Below are 21,492 nucleotides of genomic sequence, written 5' to 3' on the forward strand. Positions count from 1 at the left end.
ATTCGAAATCCTTTTACTGTTTAGTTCCGAAGAAGATAGAGGCACCCTCTTCCGCACCTGATACTAGAGAACGCATGCCTGCAAACATCTCACGCCCCATACCGAACTGGTGGGCCGATAGATCCTGAGTCGCGCATTCACGTGCCGCCAACTCAGCCTCATCAACCAGCAGCGTCAGCTCACCGGTATGCGCATCAAGACGAATCAGGTCACCGTCTTGGATCTTAGCAATAGCACCACCGTGCAGAGCTTCTGGTGTTAGGTGAATCGCCGCTGGAATCTTGCCAGATGCACCTGACATGCGGCCATCTGTCACCAGAGCAACCTTGTACCCCTTGTCTTGCAGAGATCCTAAGAAGGGCGTCAGCTTGTGCAGTTCAGGCATACCGATAGCCGCAGGCCCCTGGAAGCGAACAACCACTACACAATCTTTATTGAGCTCACCCGCTTCATAGAGGGCTTTAAGATCATCCTGCTCGTGAAGCACCACAGCAGGCGCTTCCACGACGTAATTCTCTGTCGGTACTGCCGAAACCTTAATCACTGAGCGACCAAGGTTACCGCGCATCACTTTAACCCCACCGTTATTGGAGAACGGCGCTTTTGCAGTTGAGATAACCTCTGCATCCAAAGAGGCTTCAGGGCCTGATCGCCAAACCAATTTACCCTCTTCTAGGAAAGGCTCTTGGGTGTAGTCTTTTAGGCCATTACCCGTCACTGTCAGAACATCCTCGTGCAACAGACCTGCACTAAGCAGCTCACGGAATAGAAGAGACATGCCACCGGCCGCTTGGAAGTGGTTGATATCAGCAGAGCCGTTGGGATAGATACGGGTTAATAGAGGCACTACATCAGATAGATCAGACATATCGTCCCAGTTCACAATGACACCGGCTGCACGAGCCATCGCAATGATGTGCATGGTGTGGTTGGTAGATCCACCGGTAGCCAGTAGTGCCACAATACCGTTTACAATCGCCTTCTCATCGATCACCTGATAGAGCGGACGGTAATCAGAACCCAAAGAGGTAATACGACAGACCTGTTCAGCAGCGGCTTTCGTCAACTCGTCACGGAGCGGTGTGTAAGGGTTGATGAATGATGAACCCGGCAGATGAAGACCCATCGCCTCCATCAATAGCTGGTTTGAGTTCGCTGTACCATAGAATGTACAGGTGCCCGCACTGTGGTAAGAGTCTGATTCACACTGCAACAACGCATCTCGACCTACCTTACCCTCTGCATACTCCTGACGAATACGCGCTTTCTCTTTGTTAGGCAAACCACTCGGCATAGGACCTGCCGGTACAAAAATAACAGGAAGATGCCCAAAGCTAAGCGCACCAATCAACAGACCCGGTACAATCTTGTCACACACCCCTAAGCAAAGGGCAGCATCAAACATGTTGTGCGATAGACCAACCGCGGTAGCCATGGCGATGGTATCGCGACTGAATAGACTCAACTCCATGCCATCTTGACCCTGAGTCACACCATCACACATTGCAGGCACAGCACCCGCCACCTGTGCAACGCCACCCATGCCATTGACCGCTTGTTTAATCAGTTCAGGAAAGTGCTGGAAAGGCTGATGCGCCGAAACCATGTCGTTGTAAGCAGAGATAATGCCGACGTTGGCACTCTCCATCATCTTTAGGGTGTTTTTATCTTGCTCACCACAGGCGGCAGAGCCATGAGCAAGGTTGCCACAAGCGAGTGTAGAGCGAGTTACTTTAGAGCTTTTTGCGGCTTCCATACGAGCGACGTAGTCAGCACGTGAAGCACGGCTTCTTTCAACTATACGTTCAGTAACTTCAGCTAACTTAGGATGTACCACTTCCCACTCCTCTGCACCTAAAGGCGTTCTTATATGTAATTTAATTACATTTTAGAGTGGAACCATCTATCTAACAAGAAAAAATTAAATAAATTACGTAATAAAAATAAAAAGAGCCGCGGATGCGGCTCTTATAATGGGGCACTTTGCTTAACCGGCTGCCAAAGAAGGTAACCAAAGTACAATGGATGGAAACATAAACAGAACGGCAATCGTAAAGGCGTCCGCTATGAAGAAAGGTGTTACCCCTCTGAAGACATCCTGTACGCTCAAGTCATCCCTAACTCCGGCAACGACAAAGCAGTTGAGGCCTATTGGTGGTGTAATCAAACAGAACTCCGCCATCTTAACCACCAATATGCCAAACCAGATCGCGCACATTGGCCCTGACATACCAAACACACTGTCTGCTGCTGATACGGCCTCACCACCGTTCAGTGCCATGACAGTTGGATAGACGATAGGCAACGTTAGCAACATCATGCCAATCGCGTCCATAAACATACCCAATACCGCATAAGCCAACAGAATCAGCGCCAAGGTTAGGAAAGGTGACTGATCGAGTGAATTAATCCAATCAGAGAACGCCGAAGGGAGGTCAGCAAAACCTAGGAATCGAACGTAGATCAACACACCCCAGATAATGGTGAACATCATGACCGAGAGTTTGGCTGTATCTAAGATCGCTTTGGTCAATTGTTTAAAGGTCATGCCATTAGCAATCGCCATCACCAACACAATAAAAGCACCAATCGCACCGCCCTCAGTCGGGGTACCCAAAGATTCACCAAATGGGTTGTAGGTGAAAAGAATAATCACCGCAACGACTGCAACAATCGGCAGTGCAGGTGGTAGCGATTTAAGTTTCTCCTTCCAACTGTAACCTTTAATCGGTGGACCGAGTTTAGGAATCAAAAGAGCCATACCAACAATCAGAGCCACATAGATCAGTGCAGAGACCGCGCCCGGCAAAAAGCCGGCTAACAGCAGCTGTCCAACATCCTGCTCAACAATGATGGCATAGATAACCAAAATCGCACTGGGCGGAATTAACGAAGCCAAAGTACCGCCGGCTGCAACGACACCTGCAGCAAAGCGCTTGTCATAACCCAGCTTTAACATCTCGGGGATGGCTATACGGGAAAAGACAGCTGAGGTTGCCACACTGGCTCCCGATACCGCAGAGAAACCCGCCGTTGAAAACACCGTTGCAACGGCCATACCACCAGGCATCCAACCTACCCAACGCTTTGCAGCTTCAAACAACGACTTTGTCAAACCCGCGTAATAGGCTAAATAACCTATCAAAATAAAGGTCGGTATAAGGGAAAGCGCCTGACTGGAGATTTTAGAGTGAGGCACCTGCCCTGCTGTCTTAGCGGCCACACCTAACGCCCAAGTGAAGTCCTCTGGGTCAAACGACTTTTTCGCCCAAAAGATCCAAATCAAACCAATCATACCTGCAACGGCTGAAGCAAAGGCAACACGCATGCCAAAAACGACAGCGAGCAACAAACCTCCGGTAACGACGATACCAATCTCAATACTGGTCATCTCATTGACCTCCCATCTCTTCTAGCTGATCCGCCTCTTTGCGAGCCTGTGTTTCAATATCTTCAGTCAAAGGCACAGCGACGGGAGAGGTTTGATTTAAAACGAAGGCTCTAGCAAAACCCCATATTTGCAGTACCAAACGAATAGAGAGCACAGAGAGCGCAATGGGGGCTAGTAACTTAGCGGGCCAAAGAGGCAAGCCTATATCGATCGTAGAATCCCTAGACCAAAGAGGCGCAGAGAAATCGAAACTGCGTTCAAAATGGGACCATGAACCCCAAATCAATAAAATAACTAACAGAAGGATAATGAGAGTCGTTAAGGCTTCTACGAACCACAAAACCCGACCTTTCAACTGATTAACCAGCATATCCATGCGTATATGGCCGCCATCACGTTGAGTGTATGCAATACCCATAAAGGCAATCAGAGGCATGAACTGTTCAATCCAGTCAATGTAACCCGGTATGGGCTGGCTAAACAGGTTACGCCCTGCAACGGACACAACCGCTAGAATGATCAGACCCAACACGGTAAAACCGCCCAAAAGAGCCAACCCCGTCTCTAGTTTGTAAAGACGCTGGTCGATTCGACTGAGCAGTGAGTTATCTGTTAAAACGGAAGCGCTACCAGACATACTCTCTCCAACAATAAAAAAAGGGGGCAAAAGCCCCCTGCGAACCGCTAATTACTTAGCTAATTCAGATTCAACAAGATCAAGCAACGCTTGACCATCAACACCTTTGGCTTGCATGTCAGCTAACCAAGCTTTTGCAGCAGGCGCCGCTACGCGCTCACGGAAGGCAGCAAGAGCATCATCTGAGAAGCTAACTTGCTTGATGCCACGCTCTTCAAGCGTTGGCCACCAACGTGCCATCGTTTTATTCTCATAGAAGCTGATGTAGTGATCCAGTGACTCGTCAACAGAGCTGAGAAGCGCTTCACGGTGTTCTTCAGACAGATCCGCAAGTGCGTCTGAATTGACAACAACAGGACAGTTTACTGATCCTGGGTTTAGGTTGGTCGTCCACCACTCACCCACTTCCACTGTACCGAATGACATGTGAGCGTGAGGAGCAAAAGAGGCTGCAGAGATGACACCGCTATCCAATGCCTGACGAACTTCAGAAGCCGACATAGAACTTGGAACCGCACCTACTTCACGCATCGCAGCACCGATACCACCTGTTGCACGCACGGCTAGGCCCTCAAAGTCTTTAAGCGTACTTGGCGCTTCGCCTTTACCAAGGATATTGTACTGCGGCAGTGGAGATGGCATTAGAAGCGTAGCATTCCAGCGATCTAGATCTTTCTTGGCGGCTGGATGGTTGTAGACAGCCATAGAGATGTCAGCCTCTTGGCGAAGCGAACTGACACCTAGGAATGGAAGTTCCATTACTGTAATTGATGGGTTTTTGTCTGGGTGGTAACCGGCACAGAACTGCGCCATTTCGAAAGCACCAATAGAGATACCATCAAGGTTCTCTTTGTTCTTGGATAGACCACCATAGGAAAGATTCAGTTTGAACTGACCATCGGTTTTCTGTTCAACCAACTCCGCCAGTTTTTCGACATGCTCAGTGAAGGCGCGGCGCTTACCCCAAAGACTGACATTCCATTCAGTCGCAAAGGCTTCAAGTGATAGCGTTGCACCCATTGTCAGGGCAATTGCAGTAACCAGTTTCTTTTGCATTGTTTTCTCCGGTTTTGATTAAAAAATAACACGAAGAAGACATTAACCTAGTCACAAAAACAGCACTATGAAGAAAATTGCCAATGAAATGGATTAAGCCTGCGGATTTCCGCCAGCACCAAGCACTTGGTCTTTGTCCAACCCCAACTTCACGATTTTTTCATTGAGTGTACGACGGCCGATCCCTAGCACCTCAGCCACCTCATCCATTCGACCCTCACAATCGCGCAACACTCTCTCGATCAACGCCCTTTCAAAATTGGCCAGTGCAGGCCTTAACTTGGTATTACTTTTCAAAGCGGGATCTTTGATATTTGCCGCATCGGCCACTGACTTCGTATTCTCACGAGAGATCAACACCCTTCGTTCAGCAAGATGCATCAACTCTCTGACATTTCCAGGCCAAGAGTGGCTCATTAACCAGCTAATATCAGAACTGCTCAGGGGCTCCAGTTGCGAGTTATAGGCATCTGAAAACTTGGACGTAAAATATTGAAAAAGCATCGGAACATCTTCTAGATGTTCAGTCAGGGCTGGTAGATTAATGGTCAAACCATTTAAACGGTAAAGCAGATCTGACCTAAGGTTCGACTCAAGCTCGGTGTGGTGCAGATTTGTCGCAGAGAGTATTCGAATGTCGGCTGCTTCTGTTTTAGTACTGCCAAACTTTTGATAACCATTGTGCTCTATAAGATGGAGTAACTGAGCCTGATGCAGCTGCGAGAGTTCCACAACCTCATCTAAGAAGAGAGTCCCCCCTTCAGCCAGTTCCACATAGCCCGGCTGATCACCATCACCAAACATAAGCGCCGAAAACCTATCACTATCAATGACAGCACAATTGACTGAGATGAATGGCCCATCGGAACGATCAGAAAGTGAGTGAATAGCACGAGCAGCTAGCTCTTTACCGGTGCCTGTTTGACCCAACAACATGATTGGATTATCAGCCAAAGCATATTCATGTATCTGCTGTCGCAAATGAATCATCTGATCGCTTTGTCCAAGTAAAATATTTTCGATTTTAGAGAGTTGTTCGACTTTGTCTTTGAGCTGTTTATTTTGCAGGGACAATTTAAATTGCTGTCCGGCATGGCGAGCTGCTAGCAATAGGCGCTTAGGGTCATAAGGCTTTTCAAGGAAGGTATAGGCGCCAGCTGACATAGCTTCAACAGCCATATCGATATCACCATGGGCAGAGACAAAAATAAAAGGTGGATTACTCTCCTCCCTGTCCAGTGCTAGGAAGGCATCCAAACCACTAACACCTGGCATTCTGACATCACTAATGACCAGATTAGGCTCAATCTGTTTAATGTCATGAAGAAGGTTTTGGGCATTACTGAGTTGTGTAACATGCCACCCAGAGCTCTTAAGCAGAAGTGCCAACGAGGCCCTTACATCCTCTTCATCATCGATAATCAACACTCTCATATCAGACATTCGACAGATTCCTATGCTTTCTGTGGCAATTCGACAAAAAATTCCGCACCACCCGATTTCGACTCATTAGCCCAAATCTTGCCATGGTGTTCGGAAACAATGGCTGCACTAATTGCCAACCCCAATCCCAGTCCATTACCTTTTGTAGCCGTAGTATAGAATGCTTCGAACAGTACTTTAGGGTCTTTACCGCCAAATCCCAAGCCATTATCCGACATTCTTAACTGCCAATTCTCACCCATCATCACCAGTTCTATTTCGATAGTAGGCTGATCGACACTCGACATTGCACGGCAGGCATTTGTGATTAAATTTATAACGACCTGTTCAAGACGCTGGCTGCGCCCCTCTTCTATCACCGCCCTCTGCGGTAACTTCAGCTCAACTCTAGCCTCTAATTTATTAATCACATTTTGGGTGAGTTGTAGAGCACTGGAAATGACCTTAACCAGATCAACCTCTACTGCTGGTGTAGTATCTGGACGTGAGAAGTTACGTAGCTCATCTGTCGTCGATTGCATACGATCCGATACGGCGTGTAATTGAGAAATTAACACCTTATCGGTATCACTCCTAGCATTGATTTCAGCTGCAACCAGGTAGTTTTTTAGCATAGAGAGCGGTTGACCGAGTTCATGTATTACAGATGCTGAAAGCTGACCCAACGCAGCCATTCGTCCCGTCTGAATCAATCGAGATTGAGCTCTAGCTAATGCAGTTTGCGCTTGTTTACGCTCATTGATTTCTGACTCTAAAAGATTATTCACACTAACCAACTCGTTTCGTGTCTGCTCACTGAGGAATAACTGTTGTCGAACACGCTTGGTTCGAAATGCTAGGAAGAGCGATATTAGACTCAAAGCAACACTGGTCACGATAAAAGCAGCAAGCGTTGCTTGTGATTGAGCCAAAGCCGTTGGCCTGAGTGTATGCAAAGTCCAACCCGTTTGCTCTAGTGGATAAGAGAGATGTATCCACTCTCTTTCATTGATCTGAGCAAAGCCGTCAGAGAACAGAGCCGGTAGTGAAGTAATCTCTCGGTCAGCAAACTGACGTTTCATTTTAATCAACTGCAATTGTGAACTTGATAATGAAGAGACCGATTTATAGAGCCAGCTAGTATCACTGGTCAAAATAACAACATCATCCTCGGTGGTAATAAACCCTTCCAAAAACTCTCCGTTCCAAAGCGTTTCAAAATCAGAAACACCCACCTTAGCAGTCACTACACCAACGACGTGACCACCCTCCTCTATTGGTAGGGATAAGAAGTATCCTGGGTTACCTGTCGTGACTCCGATAGCAAAAAAAGTACCCATATTGCCTGCAATCGCTTCGGAAAAGTAAGGGCGAAAACCATAGTTTTGCCCTACAAAGCTTCCCACCTTATCAAAGTTTGAAGCTGCTACTGTTTGACCATTAACATCCATTAAATAGAGTGTTTCTAGCTCAGCTTTTTCGGCTAACTGCTTGAGCCATCGACTGACCGATTCAGTGTCACTGCTTTTCATGGCATCACGTGAGCGCTGATCTATAGAGACCGCAAACACCAGTGGGGAGTGCTGGCCTAGAATGTGCTCAAGATTTGAAGCACTCTGTTGACCCGCCGCTATCGCTCTCTCTGTTTCAATGTCTAAGTAAAATCTATAGGCAAGTTCAAAACTGATCAGTGCAGACATCAACGCACTAAACAGCACAACAGCCACCTTAGTTCTTGAAGAACGATTTCGAATTTCTCGTGTCACTATCTTATACCAACCCAAGCACTTCAGGCTTTCACGTAACGAAATCGAACAACAACGCCAATCACTCCAATCAGAGTCAAAAGACCTGAGCCGGTCATTAAGGTCTCTGCTAGGCGAGTTTCAGTGAGTTGTTCTGACAAAATGGAGATTGGCAGAACTTGGAAGGCTAGCAAGACCCATAGATAGACGTCATTGGCTAGCTTCAAGGGGGTTTCGCAGGATGGGCAGTCGAACGCCGTTAGGTAGGACTGGCGCTTTCGGGAGTACTCCGGCCCTCTAAGGGACGTTTGGCAGACAGGACAACGACGATTCATTATGACTCCTAGAAACCAGTATAGCGGCCCGGTTTATGATTGGTGGTCAGAACGAAATTCAATACGATGGCGCCGAGTACAGAGACGACCAAAAGCCATGGGGTGACTAACCACAAACCAGCAATCACGATCAGTGAATCCAGCACCATCTGTAATTTGCCAGCACGAATACCGTAGCGTTCTTGAATGAAGAGCACGAGAACATTCAATCCACCCAAACTCGCTTGATGTCTGAAGACAATCAGAAGACCAATCCCAATAAGGAGGCCACCACCGATACTGGCAAACAGAGGATCGATTCCCTCTATGACCAACCAGTTTGGAATCAGTTCTGTCAGTAAGGAGACCAGTGCAACAGAGAGCATGGTTTTTAAGGTGAAAGCCCACCCCATCTGAGCGATAGCCAACAAGTAAAATGGCAAGTTCGTCAGGAACAGGGTCAACCCAAAATTAAAACCGGTTGAGTAGTGAATTAAGATCGCTAACCCCGTGGTTCCCCCTGTTAATAAGCCCGCCTCTTTAAGAAAAAGAACACCCATGGCTACAGCAAGGGTACCCGTCACTATGGCTTGCAGATCTTCAAATAGTGTGTGCTTGGTCGGTTCTAATTTGAGTTTTTCCAAGATTTCATCCCTGTAACTAAGGCACAATCGCCACCGGATCGTTTAATTCGTACCGACGATTGTACCTTAGGAATGGGTTGAGAGTTACTCGGTATACTGATCGATGAAACGCCAAGTTTCATCGAGTATCGTCTTAAGTTCATCGATTAATAGATCAACATCTCCAAGAATTGGAGAGTTGTAGACATCCATCAACGCTTTGGCCTTGTGACTGATTGCTGGTAAACCCAACACCGCTGACGCCCCTTTTAACTTGTGTGCTAACTGTTCAGCTGCAACAGGGTCCAGTGTTTTTAGCTGTTCATCAACCGATTGATATTCCGATTTAAACCTAACCAAATAGCTCTTCAGTTTGGACTCTGTTTTCCAGTATGAGAGTGCCTGCTCTCGATTGAAAAATTCGGAATCAAACTCTTCAGCATCCTTTGATTGTTCTGTAGAGATGTTTGCAGTCTCTTGTCTAAGGCCTGCATTATCAGTACTTTGCTGGAGCACATCATTACGGTCTTGAGTCGCGTGATTTTTTAGACGAAGCTCTAAATCCTCTATCGAAAGCTCATCGACCATAGTTACATTTGACACCCATTTTTTAATGACTTCGATCGACCTATCGATATCAAAAGGTTTAGCGATAAAGTCGTTCATTCCAGAATCCAGAGCGGCCTGCTTATGCTGTTCAAAAGCGCCCGCAGTCAAAGCCACAATTGGAATATCCAGTTTCAACTCTTTGCGTATCATCTCTGTTGCTTGATAACCATCCATGATGGGCATCTGCACATCCATTAAGATAAGATCGACCTCAGTTGCATGACTCTTCAGCCAATTTACCGCCTCTTGCCCATCATTTAGGGTAATAACAGTCGCCCCTTCTGATTCAAACGATAGAACCGCCACCTCGCGGTTAAATTCATTATCGTCTACTACCAACAGTCGTATGTCTTGCAAGGAGTGGGCCGCATCATTTTTGTATTGAATCGTTTTTTGATAGGCATCGTATAGATCTGATGCTGTGATCGGTTTTTCAAGAATTAGATCCACGTATTGACTGTCAGATGAGCTTTTAACTTGATCCATTCCGTAAGCGGTCACCATGACGATGATTGGCGTTTTATCGCTAGGCAAATGAGTTTTCAACTGCTTCGCAACCGTTAATCCATCCACATCCGGCATATCCCAATCTAACAGGATGATATCTTTAATTTCTGACTCCTTGATCACTTTATCAATGACCATAGCGCCACCATTGACCACTTCAGAGCGCCAGCCAATCGAGTCGACAATGGATCGAATCGCTTCACGCGCCACCTCATGATCGTCTGCGATTAATACATCCAGTGAGCGGCTCTGGTGTCTAACGGACGCATCACCCAAAGGCATGGTTAGCATAAATGAGAAAGCACTGCCCTTACCCTGCTGGCTCTCAACTTTCAGCGTAGATCCCATCAAGTTAAGGAGTGATTGACTGATTGAGAGCCCTAAACCACTCCCCCCAAATTTTGAATGGGTGCCTGCCTCGCCCTGTTCGAAAGCTTCGAATATCAGATTCAAATTCTCTTTGGCGATGCCAATACCACTGTCTTTGACCGAGAAAAGAAGCTCAACAGAATCGGCCGTTTTACTGAGCGTAAGGATCTCTAATTTGACGTAGCCCGACTCAGTAAACTTAATCGCATTGCCGATGAGATTCACTAAGACCTGTTGAATGCGAACTTCATCACCGACTACCTGATTTTCCAGATGGGTGGCATTGTTAATCACCAACTCAACCTGCGGTTTATTCAGTGCAGCGCTGTGCATGATCGCCGACAAGTTGTTAACCAATTTTTCTAAATCAAAACTACTGGGCGACAAATCCAGCTTATGAACACCCAGTTTTGAGTAGTCCAAAATGTCATTAATCACCGCAAGTAGGGATTGTCCTGCGGCCATTAATCGAGCACCAATGTGTTCAGCATCTAACTCACTGCCTTTGCGCTGCAGCATCTGTGACATGGCAATGATTGAGTTCAGTGGGGTACGAATTTCGTGACTCATATTGGTTAAAAATTCACTTTTAACCGCGGCGAGCCTTTCCGCCTCTTGCGAACGACTGATCAGCTCTTCGTTCGTTGCAGCCAATTCCATCGTGCGTTGTTCTACTGCTTGCTCTAGCTCTTCTCGATAGGCTTGAGCTTGGCTTTCCAGTTCATACTCAGTCGTCAAATCACGCAGGTTACCGACAAAATAGGGTTTCTCACCAATCCAGACCTGAGTCACGGCAATTTCGACTGGGAAGGTCTGACCCCCTTTCGTCAGTGCAAAACTTTTTCGCGAGCTTTCGACTACATGTTTAACGCCGGTTCTTTTATAGGTGTCTAAATAATCATCGTGATGTAACCTCATAGGATCCGGCATCAGCATTTTGACGTTTTGATTGAGCACCTCTGAGTGTATATAGCCAAAGAGTTTCTCGGCCGCCTGGTTAAACTCAACAATCAGACCTTTATCGGTGATCAAAATGGTCGGGATCAGTGAATTACTGATGATTTTTTCACGTATCGCAGACTCTTTTTTTAAAGTATTTTCTGCAATCAACTCTTTAACGGCTGCACGGCTCCAGAACAGGCTCAATAACGCCAGGGTTAGTCCAACGCCAATGGGAATGGGTTGAAGCAACTCCTTATGTACCAGCTTCGGAAGGTTGAGGGGCTCAAACTCGGAGATAATATAAAGTGATCGGGGTGATTCAACGACCAGACTTCCGATAGAACGTGGGTAATGAAGCCTTAACACCGAGGCTTCCTCTATTTTATTGACCTGGTTATCGTTCATGGCTTTGAGTGAGTACCAGATCGCCTGGTTAGTATCGGCAAAACTGCTTTGCCCCCCGAGTTGGCGACTCCAATTAAATTGACCTGTCTCATCAAAGATCCAGTAGCCATCATCATCAACCAACTCAATAATCCCTGGAAGCGTTGCTGCCACATCCATCTCATGCAGAATGTTCTCGGCTAGGTAGTTCAGTATTAATACACCCACAAGATCGCCAGCATCGTTTATCAGTTTGTGACTTAAACGAATCATCGGTTTATGGGGCTGTTCTATCTGACCATTCTCAACATTCAAGTCAAGCTGTGATGCATAACTCTCATTCGGACCTAGGTTTAACGCTTCGAAAAAATAGTAACGGTTGGATTTGTCTTGCAGAAGTTCAGTGGGAGTGATGACAGCCTCGCCTGAAGAGTAGTTCACTCGAACGGTTTCATACCCAAGATTTGAGAGGATTCGAACCTGATCGTAACGTCGACTGACCGTTGAAAGAAGCGCGAAGTAGTTTTCAACACCTTGTCTAGCCTCTTCGCTGGGGTTATTGGTGTACTCTATGATCTCTTTGGAGTTGATCAACGTCTCTAAATCTTGTGATAGAAAATCAAGATCCTCTTGGATAACGACCCCAACGGATTCAAGCAGGTCATCAGTAACTTGACGTTCACTGTCGTAACGCGCTGTCTCAGTCTCAATAATCGTGTAACTGTATAGCCCTATTGGAACTAACAGAACAATTAATAATCGTAAAAAGACATTGATGAATAGATTGCTACCAAGAGAGAACTGCATTTATAACTTCCGATAGAAAAGGGATTTGTCCTCATTTAAGAGTAGTCCATTTCTGGCATAATGAAACCAATGTTTTGGTTTTTTTCTTTCTACTTTGTAGCCTTTTCGGTTTAGAGATAAGCTCATTAAGATGACCCATTCAATCACTTCAGCCGAGTTAACCAACCCTCTCTATTACCTACAAAATGCACAGACACTAATCGGCTGGGTCGTTAAGGTTTATCAGGATCTTCTTACAGAAGAAGAGTTAGATAGACTGTCTCAATTTCAGTCATTGAGCGAGCCAGCGAAGGCACTGTTAATAAGAATGGTGATGCGCAGCCAATCTCAATTTTTGATGCGCCACATCGATCACTACCAAGAGATCATAGAGCCAACTGAAGCGCTAATTGATTCATTAGTAAGTGCCAAACTGATAGCACTCAACCAACCGCTATCCGTTCAAGAGTGTTTCAAACTGCTTAATCGGCAAGAGTTGTTGATGCTTCACAACCAACTGAGCTCAAAGCCATTGAGTAAAAGCAGTTCAAAACAGACCCTGTATGACTCACTGCAAAGGAGTAGCACTGCCCCCCTTCCCCTTCACCAGCATCTACCTGTGCTTGGTGATACTCTCCATCTTTTGTGTGATCCGCTGTTTGAGCGTCTCAAGTTGATGTTTTTTGGCAACCTGCATCAAAGCTGGAGTGAATTTGTCGTTACGGAGCTAGGTTACTTCAAATATGAGCCCGTTGAACTTAGCCTAGAGAGTCGAGCGTTTCATCGCAGAGAGGACCTTGATCAATACATCGAATTAGAGCATCTGTTGACCGGCGATAGTCTCTTATCGATTGAAGAGAGAGTCCTAGCCACCCAAAGAATCGAACCGATAAGCAGTTGGCTGGCAGGTCGCAAAGATCGCGTCCTCTATCTATTGGCGAGAGAGTTGGAGCGCGAGGATCAAACAGAGGCGCTAAGGGTCTATCAGCAACTGAGTATTCAAGATGCTCACATACGCGAACTCCGCCTGTTAGAGCGCTTAGGGAAACTGGAAGAGTGTCATGAGCGGACACGGCTATTTCAACAGGACAATCCTACCCCGCTAACTCAACTTGCCTACCAGCGTCTGTTAAAACGTAGCAGTAAAAAACTGGGCGTTGAATACAGTGCGTCTACACTCCTAGCCCCGCCTCAACAGAGATTAACCCTGGATCAAATAGAGGGGGTATCCGTTGAACGACAGGTTGCAGAGCACTTAACGAGCGAAAACTCGCACAGCCATTACGTCGAAAACCACTTAATCAATGGACTCTTTGGCTTGCTCTTCTGGGATGTGATCTATGCCCCGGTTCCTGGCGCTTTTTTTAACCCCTTCCAATCCCGCCCAGCCGACCTCTACCGAAGTCACTTCAAAGAGAGACGCTACCCTCTCATCACTGAGGCGATGACTCAAATAGAAACGGGCCAGTATCGTGAAACCATTCGGCAACGATTTAGAGAGAAACAGGGTATAACAAACAGCTTCATCCATTGGTCTGTACTGACAGAGGAACTTGTTGAGCGGGCATTAAATTTTATCCCTGCAGATCATTTAAAAAGGATTTTTGAACGACTTTTGATGGATATTAGAACGCATCGTAGCGGTCTTCCTGATCTGATTCGATTTAACAGTGACGACGAGAGTTATGAACTGATCGAAGTGAAGGGGCCAGGCGATCGCATTCAAGACAACCAAAAACTCTGGCTCGATTTTTTTGTTCGTCATGACATCCCCTGCTCCGTCTACTGGATCGAGTGGAGCCACCCCGAATGAGAGCCCTCTCCGTTCGCACCCTATGTGAGTTTTGTGATCGATCTGGTGATATCGATCTAAGATATACGCCGGCCCCCACAGCACTGGAGGGAATACAGGGGCATAAACGACTGCAAATGCGTCGTCCCAAGAGCTATATCCCAGAGTTCCCTGTGGCTGTGGATATCAAAGATTTCCACCTAAAAGGCAGAGCCGATGGTTGGGACCCTAGCCAGAATCGTGTTGAAGAGATAAAGACACACCGAGGGGATCTTGAACGCCAGTCAACGGGACAGCGACAGCTTCATCTGGCACAACTTCGTAGCTATGGTGCCATGCTATGCATGAGTGAATCACTGCATGAGATCCATCTAAGATTGAGCTACTTGGAGATCGCTTCCGACGAAGTTACACACTTCGACTTTACTGTGAATGCTGCAGAGCTGATCGAAGAGCTCAAACAACGAGTGACTCACTATCAAACCTGGCAGAGCACTCTCGATCAACACCGAGCGGCTCGGCAAAGCCATATTGCGTCGCTCGTTTTCCCTTTTCCCCATTTCAGAAAAGGGCAACGGGAGCTGGCTGAAGCCGTCTACAAAGCGAACAACAGAGCTAAACAACTACTTATAGAGGCACCCACTGGCTCAGGAAAAACCTTGGGCACCCTGTTTCCAGCGATTAAGGCGCTTCAGACCGAGTCGTTGGACAGCCTCTACTATCTGACAACCCGAAATACAGCCCGTAGAGTGGCACTGGATGCCTTTGAGTTAATTCAAAGCGACTCACCCATTCCACTCACGCTCATTGAGATGACCTCAAAAGAGGCGGGCTGCATCGAACCTGACAAACTCTGCCAGGGCGATAGCTGCCCACTGGCAAAAGGCTTTTTTGATCGCCTACCGGCTGCTCGTGATGAAGCGTTTACAAAACAACTACAGACCTTTGATCAGACCGCTCTGCAAAGGCTCGCCAAGCAGCACTCTCTCTGCCCCTACTTTTTAGGGCAAGAACTGGCGCGCTGGGCGGATATTGTGGTGGCTGATATCAATCAATTTCTGGCATCTAGTGCTATTTTGTATGGCTACCTTGTTCAAGATGAGCGAAAGGTCTCGGCACTGGTGGATGAGTCTCACAATTTGATCAGCCGCTGTCGCGACCTCTACTCGCTGGAACTTCGCCAGATTGATTATCGTTTTGATACTAACAATCAGGATTTACAACGCGCCTTGGATTCTGTGCAACGCGCGTGGCAACAGCTGTTTAGTGATCGAACAGGTGAACAAGAATTTATTAACTACCTACCAGAGACATTAGAGAATGCACTGCAGAAACTCTGCTCAGTCATCGGTGAAGAGCTGGCCATGGACCCATCAAGCATGGAGCTGCAAAATCTACTCTTTGCCTCTTCGGCCTATTTAAAGTTGGCTGAACAGTTTGGCGAGCACTCCATTGCCCGAGTAGAGAAACGCCGTAGAGGCAGAGGCGAGTTAGCCATACTCAATATGGATCCATCGCTATTCCTAGTTGAGCGCTGGCAATCTCTTCACAGCTTGACGATGTTCTCTGCCACGCTAAAGCCGTTTGACTACTACCAACAACTGCTTGGTCTAAATGAACCCGTATCAGGGTCGCTGCCTTCACCCTTTGAACCTGACCAGATCCGATTAACCCTTCGCAGAGATATCGATACTCGTTATCAATTCAGAGCGCGTTCGATACAACCTATCGCAGAGTTACTGGTGGAGCTGTATCACCAAAATCCAGGCAACCACCTCTTCTTCTCCTCCAGCTTTAGTTATCTAAACGAGATTGAAAAGGCTGTTGCTGAGATGGACCCAGATATTGATCTGCATCCGCAAAGGCAGGCCATGTCCAATGCCGAGCGACAGGACTTTTTAGATGCTTTTTCACCAACGAGTCGAAAACTGGGTTTGGCTGTACTGGGTGGTCTTTTTTCGGAAGGGGTCGATCTTCCAGGAGATCGACTGATTGGCGTAACGGTTGCCACCTTGGGGCTACCGCCCTTTGATGAGTTTCATGATCTGATGCGAAACAGTTTTGATGAGCGTTTCGGAAAGGGATATGAGTACACCTACCTTTACCCAGGTTTGCAAAAGGTCATTCAAGCTTGTGGGCGTTTAATACGCACGGCTGAGGATCGAGGAACGCTGACGCTGATTGATCCTCGATTTGCATCGCGTGAGATACAGGCGATGCTACCGAGCTGGTGGCCATCGCCTCATCTTCGATAAGGCGCCAACACCAACTCGGCGAACGAACCGTTGGAGCGGTCTTATAAAGGCCGCGATGTTTACTGATAGAAATCGCCTCATCTTTGATAAGGCTCCAACACCAACTCGGCGCGCGAACCGTTGGAGCGGTCTTATAAAGGCCGCGATGTTTACTGATAGAAATCGCCTCATCTTTGATAAGGCTCCAACATCAATTCAGCGTGCGAACCGTTGGAGCGGTCTTGAAAAGGCCGCGATTTTTACCGATATAAATCGCCTCATCTGTGATAAGGCTCCAACATCAATTCAGCGTGCGAACCGTTGGAGCGGTCTTGAAAAGGCCGCGATGCGTGCTGATAAAAATCGCCTCATCTGTGATAAGGCTCCAACTGAAAAGGCCCCATAAGGGGCCTTTGATCGATTAGAAAGGTAAGTTAAAAACTTACTCCTCTTCCTTCTTAGAATGAGGCATAAACAGGTTGAGTACGATGGCGCAGACTGCGGCCGGTAGTAGACCTGTTGTCAGAAGTGCCTTAACCGTACCGTCTAGGTGCTGAAGCGCTTCTGGAACCTGCATTAGACCCAGGCCAAGTGATAGTGATACTGCAAAGATCACCATGTTACGGCTGTTCCAATCCACATCAGCCAGCATCTTCATACCCGAAGAGGCAACCATGCCGAACATCACGATAACACCACCACCCAATACTTCGATTGGCACAGTAGAGATGAGAGCACCCACTTTAGGGATCAGACCACAAACGATCAGGAAGATCGCACCAATGGTTGCCACGTGACGACTCATCATACGCGTCATTGCGATCAGACCAACGTTTTGCGAGAAAGATGTATTTGGCAGTGCACCAGCTAGAGCAGATAGCGCTGTACCTAGACCGTCTGCATAAGTTGCGCCTTTGATCTCAGTATCAGTTGCTTCACGATCCGCACCACCTTTGGTGATACCCGATACGTCACCCACTGTCTCAATCGCAGAGATGAATGACATAAGTGCAATACCTATGATGGCACCTGCGCCGAACTCGATTCCGAATGGGAAGAGCTGTGGCAGCGCAAAGCTTGCAGCACGGCCGACGTTACCGAAGTTAACCATACCCATAAAGTAGGCCAGAACGTAACCTGCAATCAGACCGATCAATATAGCCGCTGAGCTGATCATGCCTTTACCGTAGAATTTCAGACCTAGGGTCACCACAATAACGGTACCAGCAACAGTCCAGTTCTCTAACGAACCAAACTCAGGCTTACCAATCGCCGGAACGCCACCTGCCGCGTACTGAATACCCACTTTAAGAAGTGACAAACCGATCATCAGCACGATCAGACCAGTTACCAATGGAGGCAAAGCAAAACGAAGGCGACCAATAAATGGCGCTAGCGCTGCTTGGAATAGACCACCGACTAGGACACCACCGGTCACCATAGCCATCGCTTCTACACCCTTACCCGCTACCAATGGGATAAGAATAGGAATGAATGCGAAACTGGTACCTTGCACAATCGGAAGACGTGCACCCACAGGGCCTGCACCAATTGTCTGAAGCAGTGTTGTAACACCCGCAAGGAGCATACACATCTGCATCATGTAGATCATGTTAGGGAAGTCAGGTGAATTTGAACCAAAGCCAAATCCCGCTGCACCCGCAACGATGATCGCTGGGGTTACGTTTGCGATAAACATCGCCAGTACGTGTTGAATGCCTAGCGGAATTGCTAGATGCATCGGTGGGGTGTAATTCGGGTCGCGCATCTGCGCTGCCGAAATCTTTTCATTGCTCATTATTGCCTCCAAACAACTGCTCAATGCAGCCTTCTTATTTTTGTTAGTACATCAAATGCCAACTTCACTAACCCATTGATATAAATGAATAAATCATTAACCAATAGGTCAGAAACTTAAGCTGTTGCACCTTTTATGTGCATCCAATTTAACTTGACGCACCGTTATGCGCCAGCTTTTTCAGCTCGGCGCCCAAACACCTTAGCCAAATTTCGGTTACCCGGTGACTCATCCAGAGCCAAACGCTCTTCAATATGATCTAGATGCTCACCCATTAAACGCTTCGCCTCCTCGGCATCACCTAGCTTCAGCGCATCCAGTAGACGACTGTGCTCATCAATGGCACAACGACTCCCCTCTTTGGCCTGATAGAGGGCGATGATTAATGAGGTTTGCGGTACCAGGGAGTGAAGAAACCCCTCCAGGGGTTTATTGCCAGAGAGGCGTGCTAACTCTAAATGGAATTCACCCGACAAACGAATGGCCGTGCCCTTGTCGGCTGCCGCACTGCTTTTATGCTCCTGCTCGATCAGATCATAGAGTTTCTTAAACTCGCCTTTGATCGAAGAGGCACGTTCTGCCACCCTCTCAACAATGGCTAACTCCATAAGACGACGAGCATCAAGAATCTGACGAGCATCCGAGACATCGGGTTCAGCAACAAAGGCACCGCGGTTGGGTTCAAAAACCGCAACACGCTCGTGCGCTAATCGACTGAGCGTGCGTCGTATAATGGTTCTAGATACACCAAAGATTTCACCCAAGGACTCCTCTTTCAGGCGAGTACCTGGCCAGAGCCGTTGCTCTAAAATAGCGTCAAAAATCTCCTCGTAGATATGCTGATCTTGAGTCTTAGATTTTTGACGTGTGGATTTAGGCTCAACCACTGTGAAAACTCTTACTTAGCTACCGCGGTAAGTTGAGTAACTGTAGGGCGAGATCAGAAGCGGTACATGGTAGTGCGCTTCTTCGTCAGCAATACCGAAACGGATAACAACCTGATCCAAAAAAGCAGGCTCAGCGAGCTCAGTGCCGCGACGTCTAAAGTAATCACCCGCCATGAAGTGCAACTCATAGACCCCTTTGACACACTCCCCCTTAGGAAGAATTGGAGAATCAACACGACCGTCGTCATTCGTCACTGCAGAAACCACTTCGATTAATTGCCCCTCTTCAACCTTAAAAAGGGTTAGCTCAATCCCTTCACCAGGACAACCGTTGGCAGTGTCTAAAACATGAGTTGTTAGATAACCGTTCATATGAAATCCTCAATATTGATTAATTATGTATACCGATTTGTATACATAAAATCTAACAAATAGAGCAATATTCGACTAAAGTCTATCGGATAATTGGCATTATCTGCATGATTAGAGCCTGTTTAATGCTTTTACGCTATTTACCTGACTGACAAATTGTATACAATCTGCTCATCAATATTGGAGTTTTAGGTATGAACAACTACCCTCGCGATCTGGTCGGTTACGGAAAGAATCCACCACACGCAGCTTGGCCGAATGAATCGCGCATTGCTCTCTCATTTGTACTCAACTACGAAGAGGGAGGCGAGCGCTGCATTCTTCATGGCGACTCAGAGTCTGAAGCCTTTCTTTCGGAAATGCCTTCCGCTGTCCCCTTCCCAGGTCAACGCCATATGAGTATGGAGTCGATCTATGAGTACGGAAGTCGCGCCGGTGTATGGCGCTTATTAGATACCTTCCAAAAACGGGATATCCCTCTGACCATTTTTGGTGTTGCGACTGCATTGGAACGCCACCCTGATGTCACCCAAGCGTTCGTTGATGCTGGATATGAGATCTGTTCACACGCTCTAAAATGGATTACCTACCAAGAGATGCCGATGGAGCAAGAGCGTCAAGAGATGCAGGAAGCCATTGAGATCATCGAGCGAGTAACCGGACAACGCCCACTGGGTTGGTACACCGGTCGAGATAGCCCCAACACTCGTCAGTTAGTCATGGAGGAAGGTGGATTCCTTTACGACTCTGACTCCTACGCTGATGACCTGCCCTACTGGGTCGATGGACCGAAAGGCAAACATCTCGTTGTCCCCTACACACTGGATACCAACGATATGCGTTTTGCGCAGGTGCAAGGCTTTAATACCGGAGAACACTTTTTCCAATACTTAAAAGACGCCTTTGATGTCCTCTACGCAGAAGGTGAGAGATCCCCTAAAATGCTATCGATCGGCATGCACTGTCGTCTACTGGGTCGCCCTGGACGCATTGCTGCACTGCAACGTTTCTTGGATTACGTACAAAGTCATGACAAGGTCTGGTACGCACGTCGCATCGATATTGCCCGCCACTGGCATCAACACCACAAACCTGAGGCTTAATGATGAGTGTCACCTTTGCATTTGGCTCACCTAGCGAGCTAACAAAACAGGAATTCGTTACCAAATTTGGTGGCATCTATGAGCACTCCGCTTGGATTGCTGAACAAGTATTTGATCAAGGGATCACAGCAGAGCACGATATCATTGATGAGCTTCACCGCTTAATGTCCGACTGTTTCTTGAGTGCTAGCCATGAGGAGCAGCTCGGTGTCATTATTGCCCACCCAGACTTAGCCGGAAAAGCGGCGCGAGCAGGCAATCTAACGGCAGAATCGACGTCAGAACAGGCCAGTGCGGGCATCGATACGCTGACCGACGAGGAGTTTGCCCGCTTTACCGAACTCAATGATGCCTACAAAGCCAAATTCCAATTTCCATTTATCATGGCCGTTAAAGGGAGCAACAAACATGCAATCCTCTCTGGCTTTGAGGAGCGTATCAATAACTCGCCAGAGCAAGAGTTTGCTCGAGCGTTAGCCGAAATTAATAAAATTGCCGCATTCCGTCTGGCTGATTTGTGA

17 protein-coding genes are annotated in these 21,492 nt (G+C 47.3%); 5 read left to right on the forward strand and 12 right to left on the reverse strand.

All coding sequences use genetic code 11. The features are described 5' to 3' along the window. Window positions 1–13: 13 nt before the first annotated feature. The 9 genes from edd to XMD579_RS06395 form a co-directional block, all read right to left on the reverse strand. Window positions 14–1,837 (reverse strand): phosphogluconate dehydratase, encoded by a 1,824-nt coding sequence (edd, locus tag XMD579_RS06355; protein ID WP_173506094.1) that lies wholly within the window; start codon window positions 1,835–1,837, stop codon window positions 14–16. Window positions 1,838–1,987: 150 nt separating this feature from the next. Beyond that, a complete protein-coding gene (locus XMD579_RS06360) occupies window positions 1,988–3,391 on the reverse strand; it encodes a TRAP transporter large permease (protein ID WP_173489197.1) in 1,404 nt (467 codons plus the stop codon). A 1-nt stretch (window position 3,392) separates the two neighbouring features. Continuing rightward, window positions 3,393–4,028: a TRAP transporter small permease subunit gene (locus XMD579_RS06365; protein ID WP_173489196.1), complete on the reverse strand. Its 636-nt coding sequence runs from the start codon at window positions 4,026–4,028 to the stop codon at window positions 3,393–3,395. 51 nt (window positions 4,029–4,079) lie between these two features. Then, entirely contained in the window at window positions 4,080–5,084 is a 1,005-nt protein-coding gene (gene dctP / locus XMD579_RS06370) for a TRAP transporter substrate-binding protein DctP (protein WP_173489195.1), read from the reverse strand. Between the two features lie 93 nt (window positions 5,085–5,177). Then, on the reverse strand, window positions 5,178–6,527 hold the full coding sequence (locus XMD579_RS06375) for a sigma-54 dependent transcriptional regulator (RefSeq protein WP_173498573.1): 1,350 nt from the start codon (window positions 6,525–6,527) through the stop codon (window positions 5,178–5,180). Between the two features lie 11 nt (window positions 6,528–6,538). Continuing rightward, window positions 6,539–8,272: an ATP-binding protein gene (locus XMD579_RS11520; RefSeq protein ID WP_173506095.1), complete on the reverse strand. Its 1,734-nt coding sequence runs from the start codon at window positions 8,270–8,272 to the stop codon at window positions 6,539–6,541. Between the two features lie 23 nt (window positions 8,273–8,295). Further along, a complete protein-coding gene (locus tag XMD579_RS06385) occupies window positions 8,296–8,586 on the reverse strand; it encodes a hypothetical protein (protein WP_173506096.1) in 291 nt (96 codons plus the stop codon). Between the two features lie 8 nt (window positions 8,587–8,594). Next, a complete protein-coding gene (locus XMD579_RS06390) occupies window positions 8,595–9,209 on the reverse strand; it encodes a YitT family protein (protein WP_254443755.1) in 615 nt (204 codons plus the stop codon). Between the two features lie 84 nt (window positions 9,210–9,293). Continuing rightward, the gene (locus XMD579_RS06395; RefSeq protein ID WP_173506097.1) at window positions 9,294–12,806 is read right to left on the reverse strand and encodes a response regulator; all 3,513 of its coding nucleotides are present in this window, start codon (window positions 12,804–12,806) and stop codon (window positions 9,294–9,296) included. A 130-nt stretch (window positions 12,807–12,936) separates the two neighbouring features. Here XMD579_RS06395 and XMD579_RS06400 point away from each other — a divergent pair, with 130 nt between their 5' ends. From XMD579_RS06400 to XMD579_RS06410, 3 genes are all read left to right on the forward strand, one after another. Continuing rightward, entirely contained in the window at window positions 12,937–14,598 is a 1,662-nt protein-coding gene (locus XMD579_RS06400) for a VRR-NUC domain-containing protein (protein WP_173506098.1), read from the forward strand. Further along, on the forward strand, window positions 14,595–16,832 hold the full coding sequence (locus XMD579_RS06405) for an ATP-dependent DNA helicase (protein ID WP_173506099.1): 2,238 nt from the start codon (window positions 14,595–14,597) through the stop codon (window positions 16,830–16,832). Before XMD579_RS06400 ends, XMD579_RS06405 begins: the two co-directional genes overlap by 4 nt. A gap of 145 nt (window positions 16,833–16,977) precedes the next feature. Beyond that, a complete protein-coding gene (locus XMD579_RS06410) occupies window positions 16,978–17,217 on the forward strand; it encodes a hypothetical protein (protein ID WP_173506100.1) in 240 nt (79 codons plus the stop codon). Window positions 17,218–17,253: 36 nt separating this feature from the next. Here the strand turns inward: XMD579_RS06410 and XMD579_RS06415 are convergent, their stop codons facing one another. From XMD579_RS06415 to uraH, 3 genes are all read right to left on the reverse strand, one after another. Then, window positions 17,254–18,609: a uracil-xanthine permease family protein gene (locus XMD579_RS06415; protein ID WP_173506101.1), complete on the reverse strand. Its 1,356-nt coding sequence runs from the start codon at window positions 18,607–18,609 to the stop codon at window positions 17,254–17,256. Window positions 18,610–18,773: 164 nt separating this feature from the next. Then, entirely contained in the window at window positions 18,774–19,496 is a 723-nt protein-coding gene (locus XMD579_RS11360; protein WP_173495520.1) for a GntR family transcriptional regulator, read from the reverse strand. Window positions 19,497–19,511: 15 nt separating this feature from the next. Further along, the gene (uraH, locus tag XMD579_RS06425) at window positions 19,512–19,868 is read right to left on the reverse strand and encodes a hydroxyisourate hydrolase (protein ID WP_173481079.1); all 357 of its coding nucleotides are present in this window, start codon (window positions 19,866–19,868) and stop codon (window positions 19,512–19,514) included. Window positions 19,869–20,062: 194 nt separating this feature from the next. Between uraH and puuE the strand changes: the two genes are divergently transcribed. Further along, window positions 20,063–20,971, forward strand: coding sequence for an allantoinase PuuE (puuE, locus tag XMD579_RS06430; RefSeq protein WP_173481080.1), 909 nt, complete (start codon window positions 20,063–20,065; stop codon window positions 20,969–20,971). Then, window positions 20,971–21,492: a 2-oxo-4-hydroxy-4-carboxy-5-ureidoimidazoline decarboxylase gene (gene uraD / locus XMD579_RS06435; protein ID WP_217364089.1), complete on the forward strand. Its 522-nt coding sequence runs from the start codon at window positions 20,971–20,973 to the stop codon at window positions 21,490–21,492. Before puuE ends, uraD begins: the two co-directional genes overlap by 1 nt.

Source organism: Marinobacterium sp. xm-d-579, from assembly GCF_013282935.1.
GTDB lineage: Bacteria > Pseudomonadota > Gammaproteobacteria > Pseudomonadales > Balneatricaceae > Marinobacterium_E.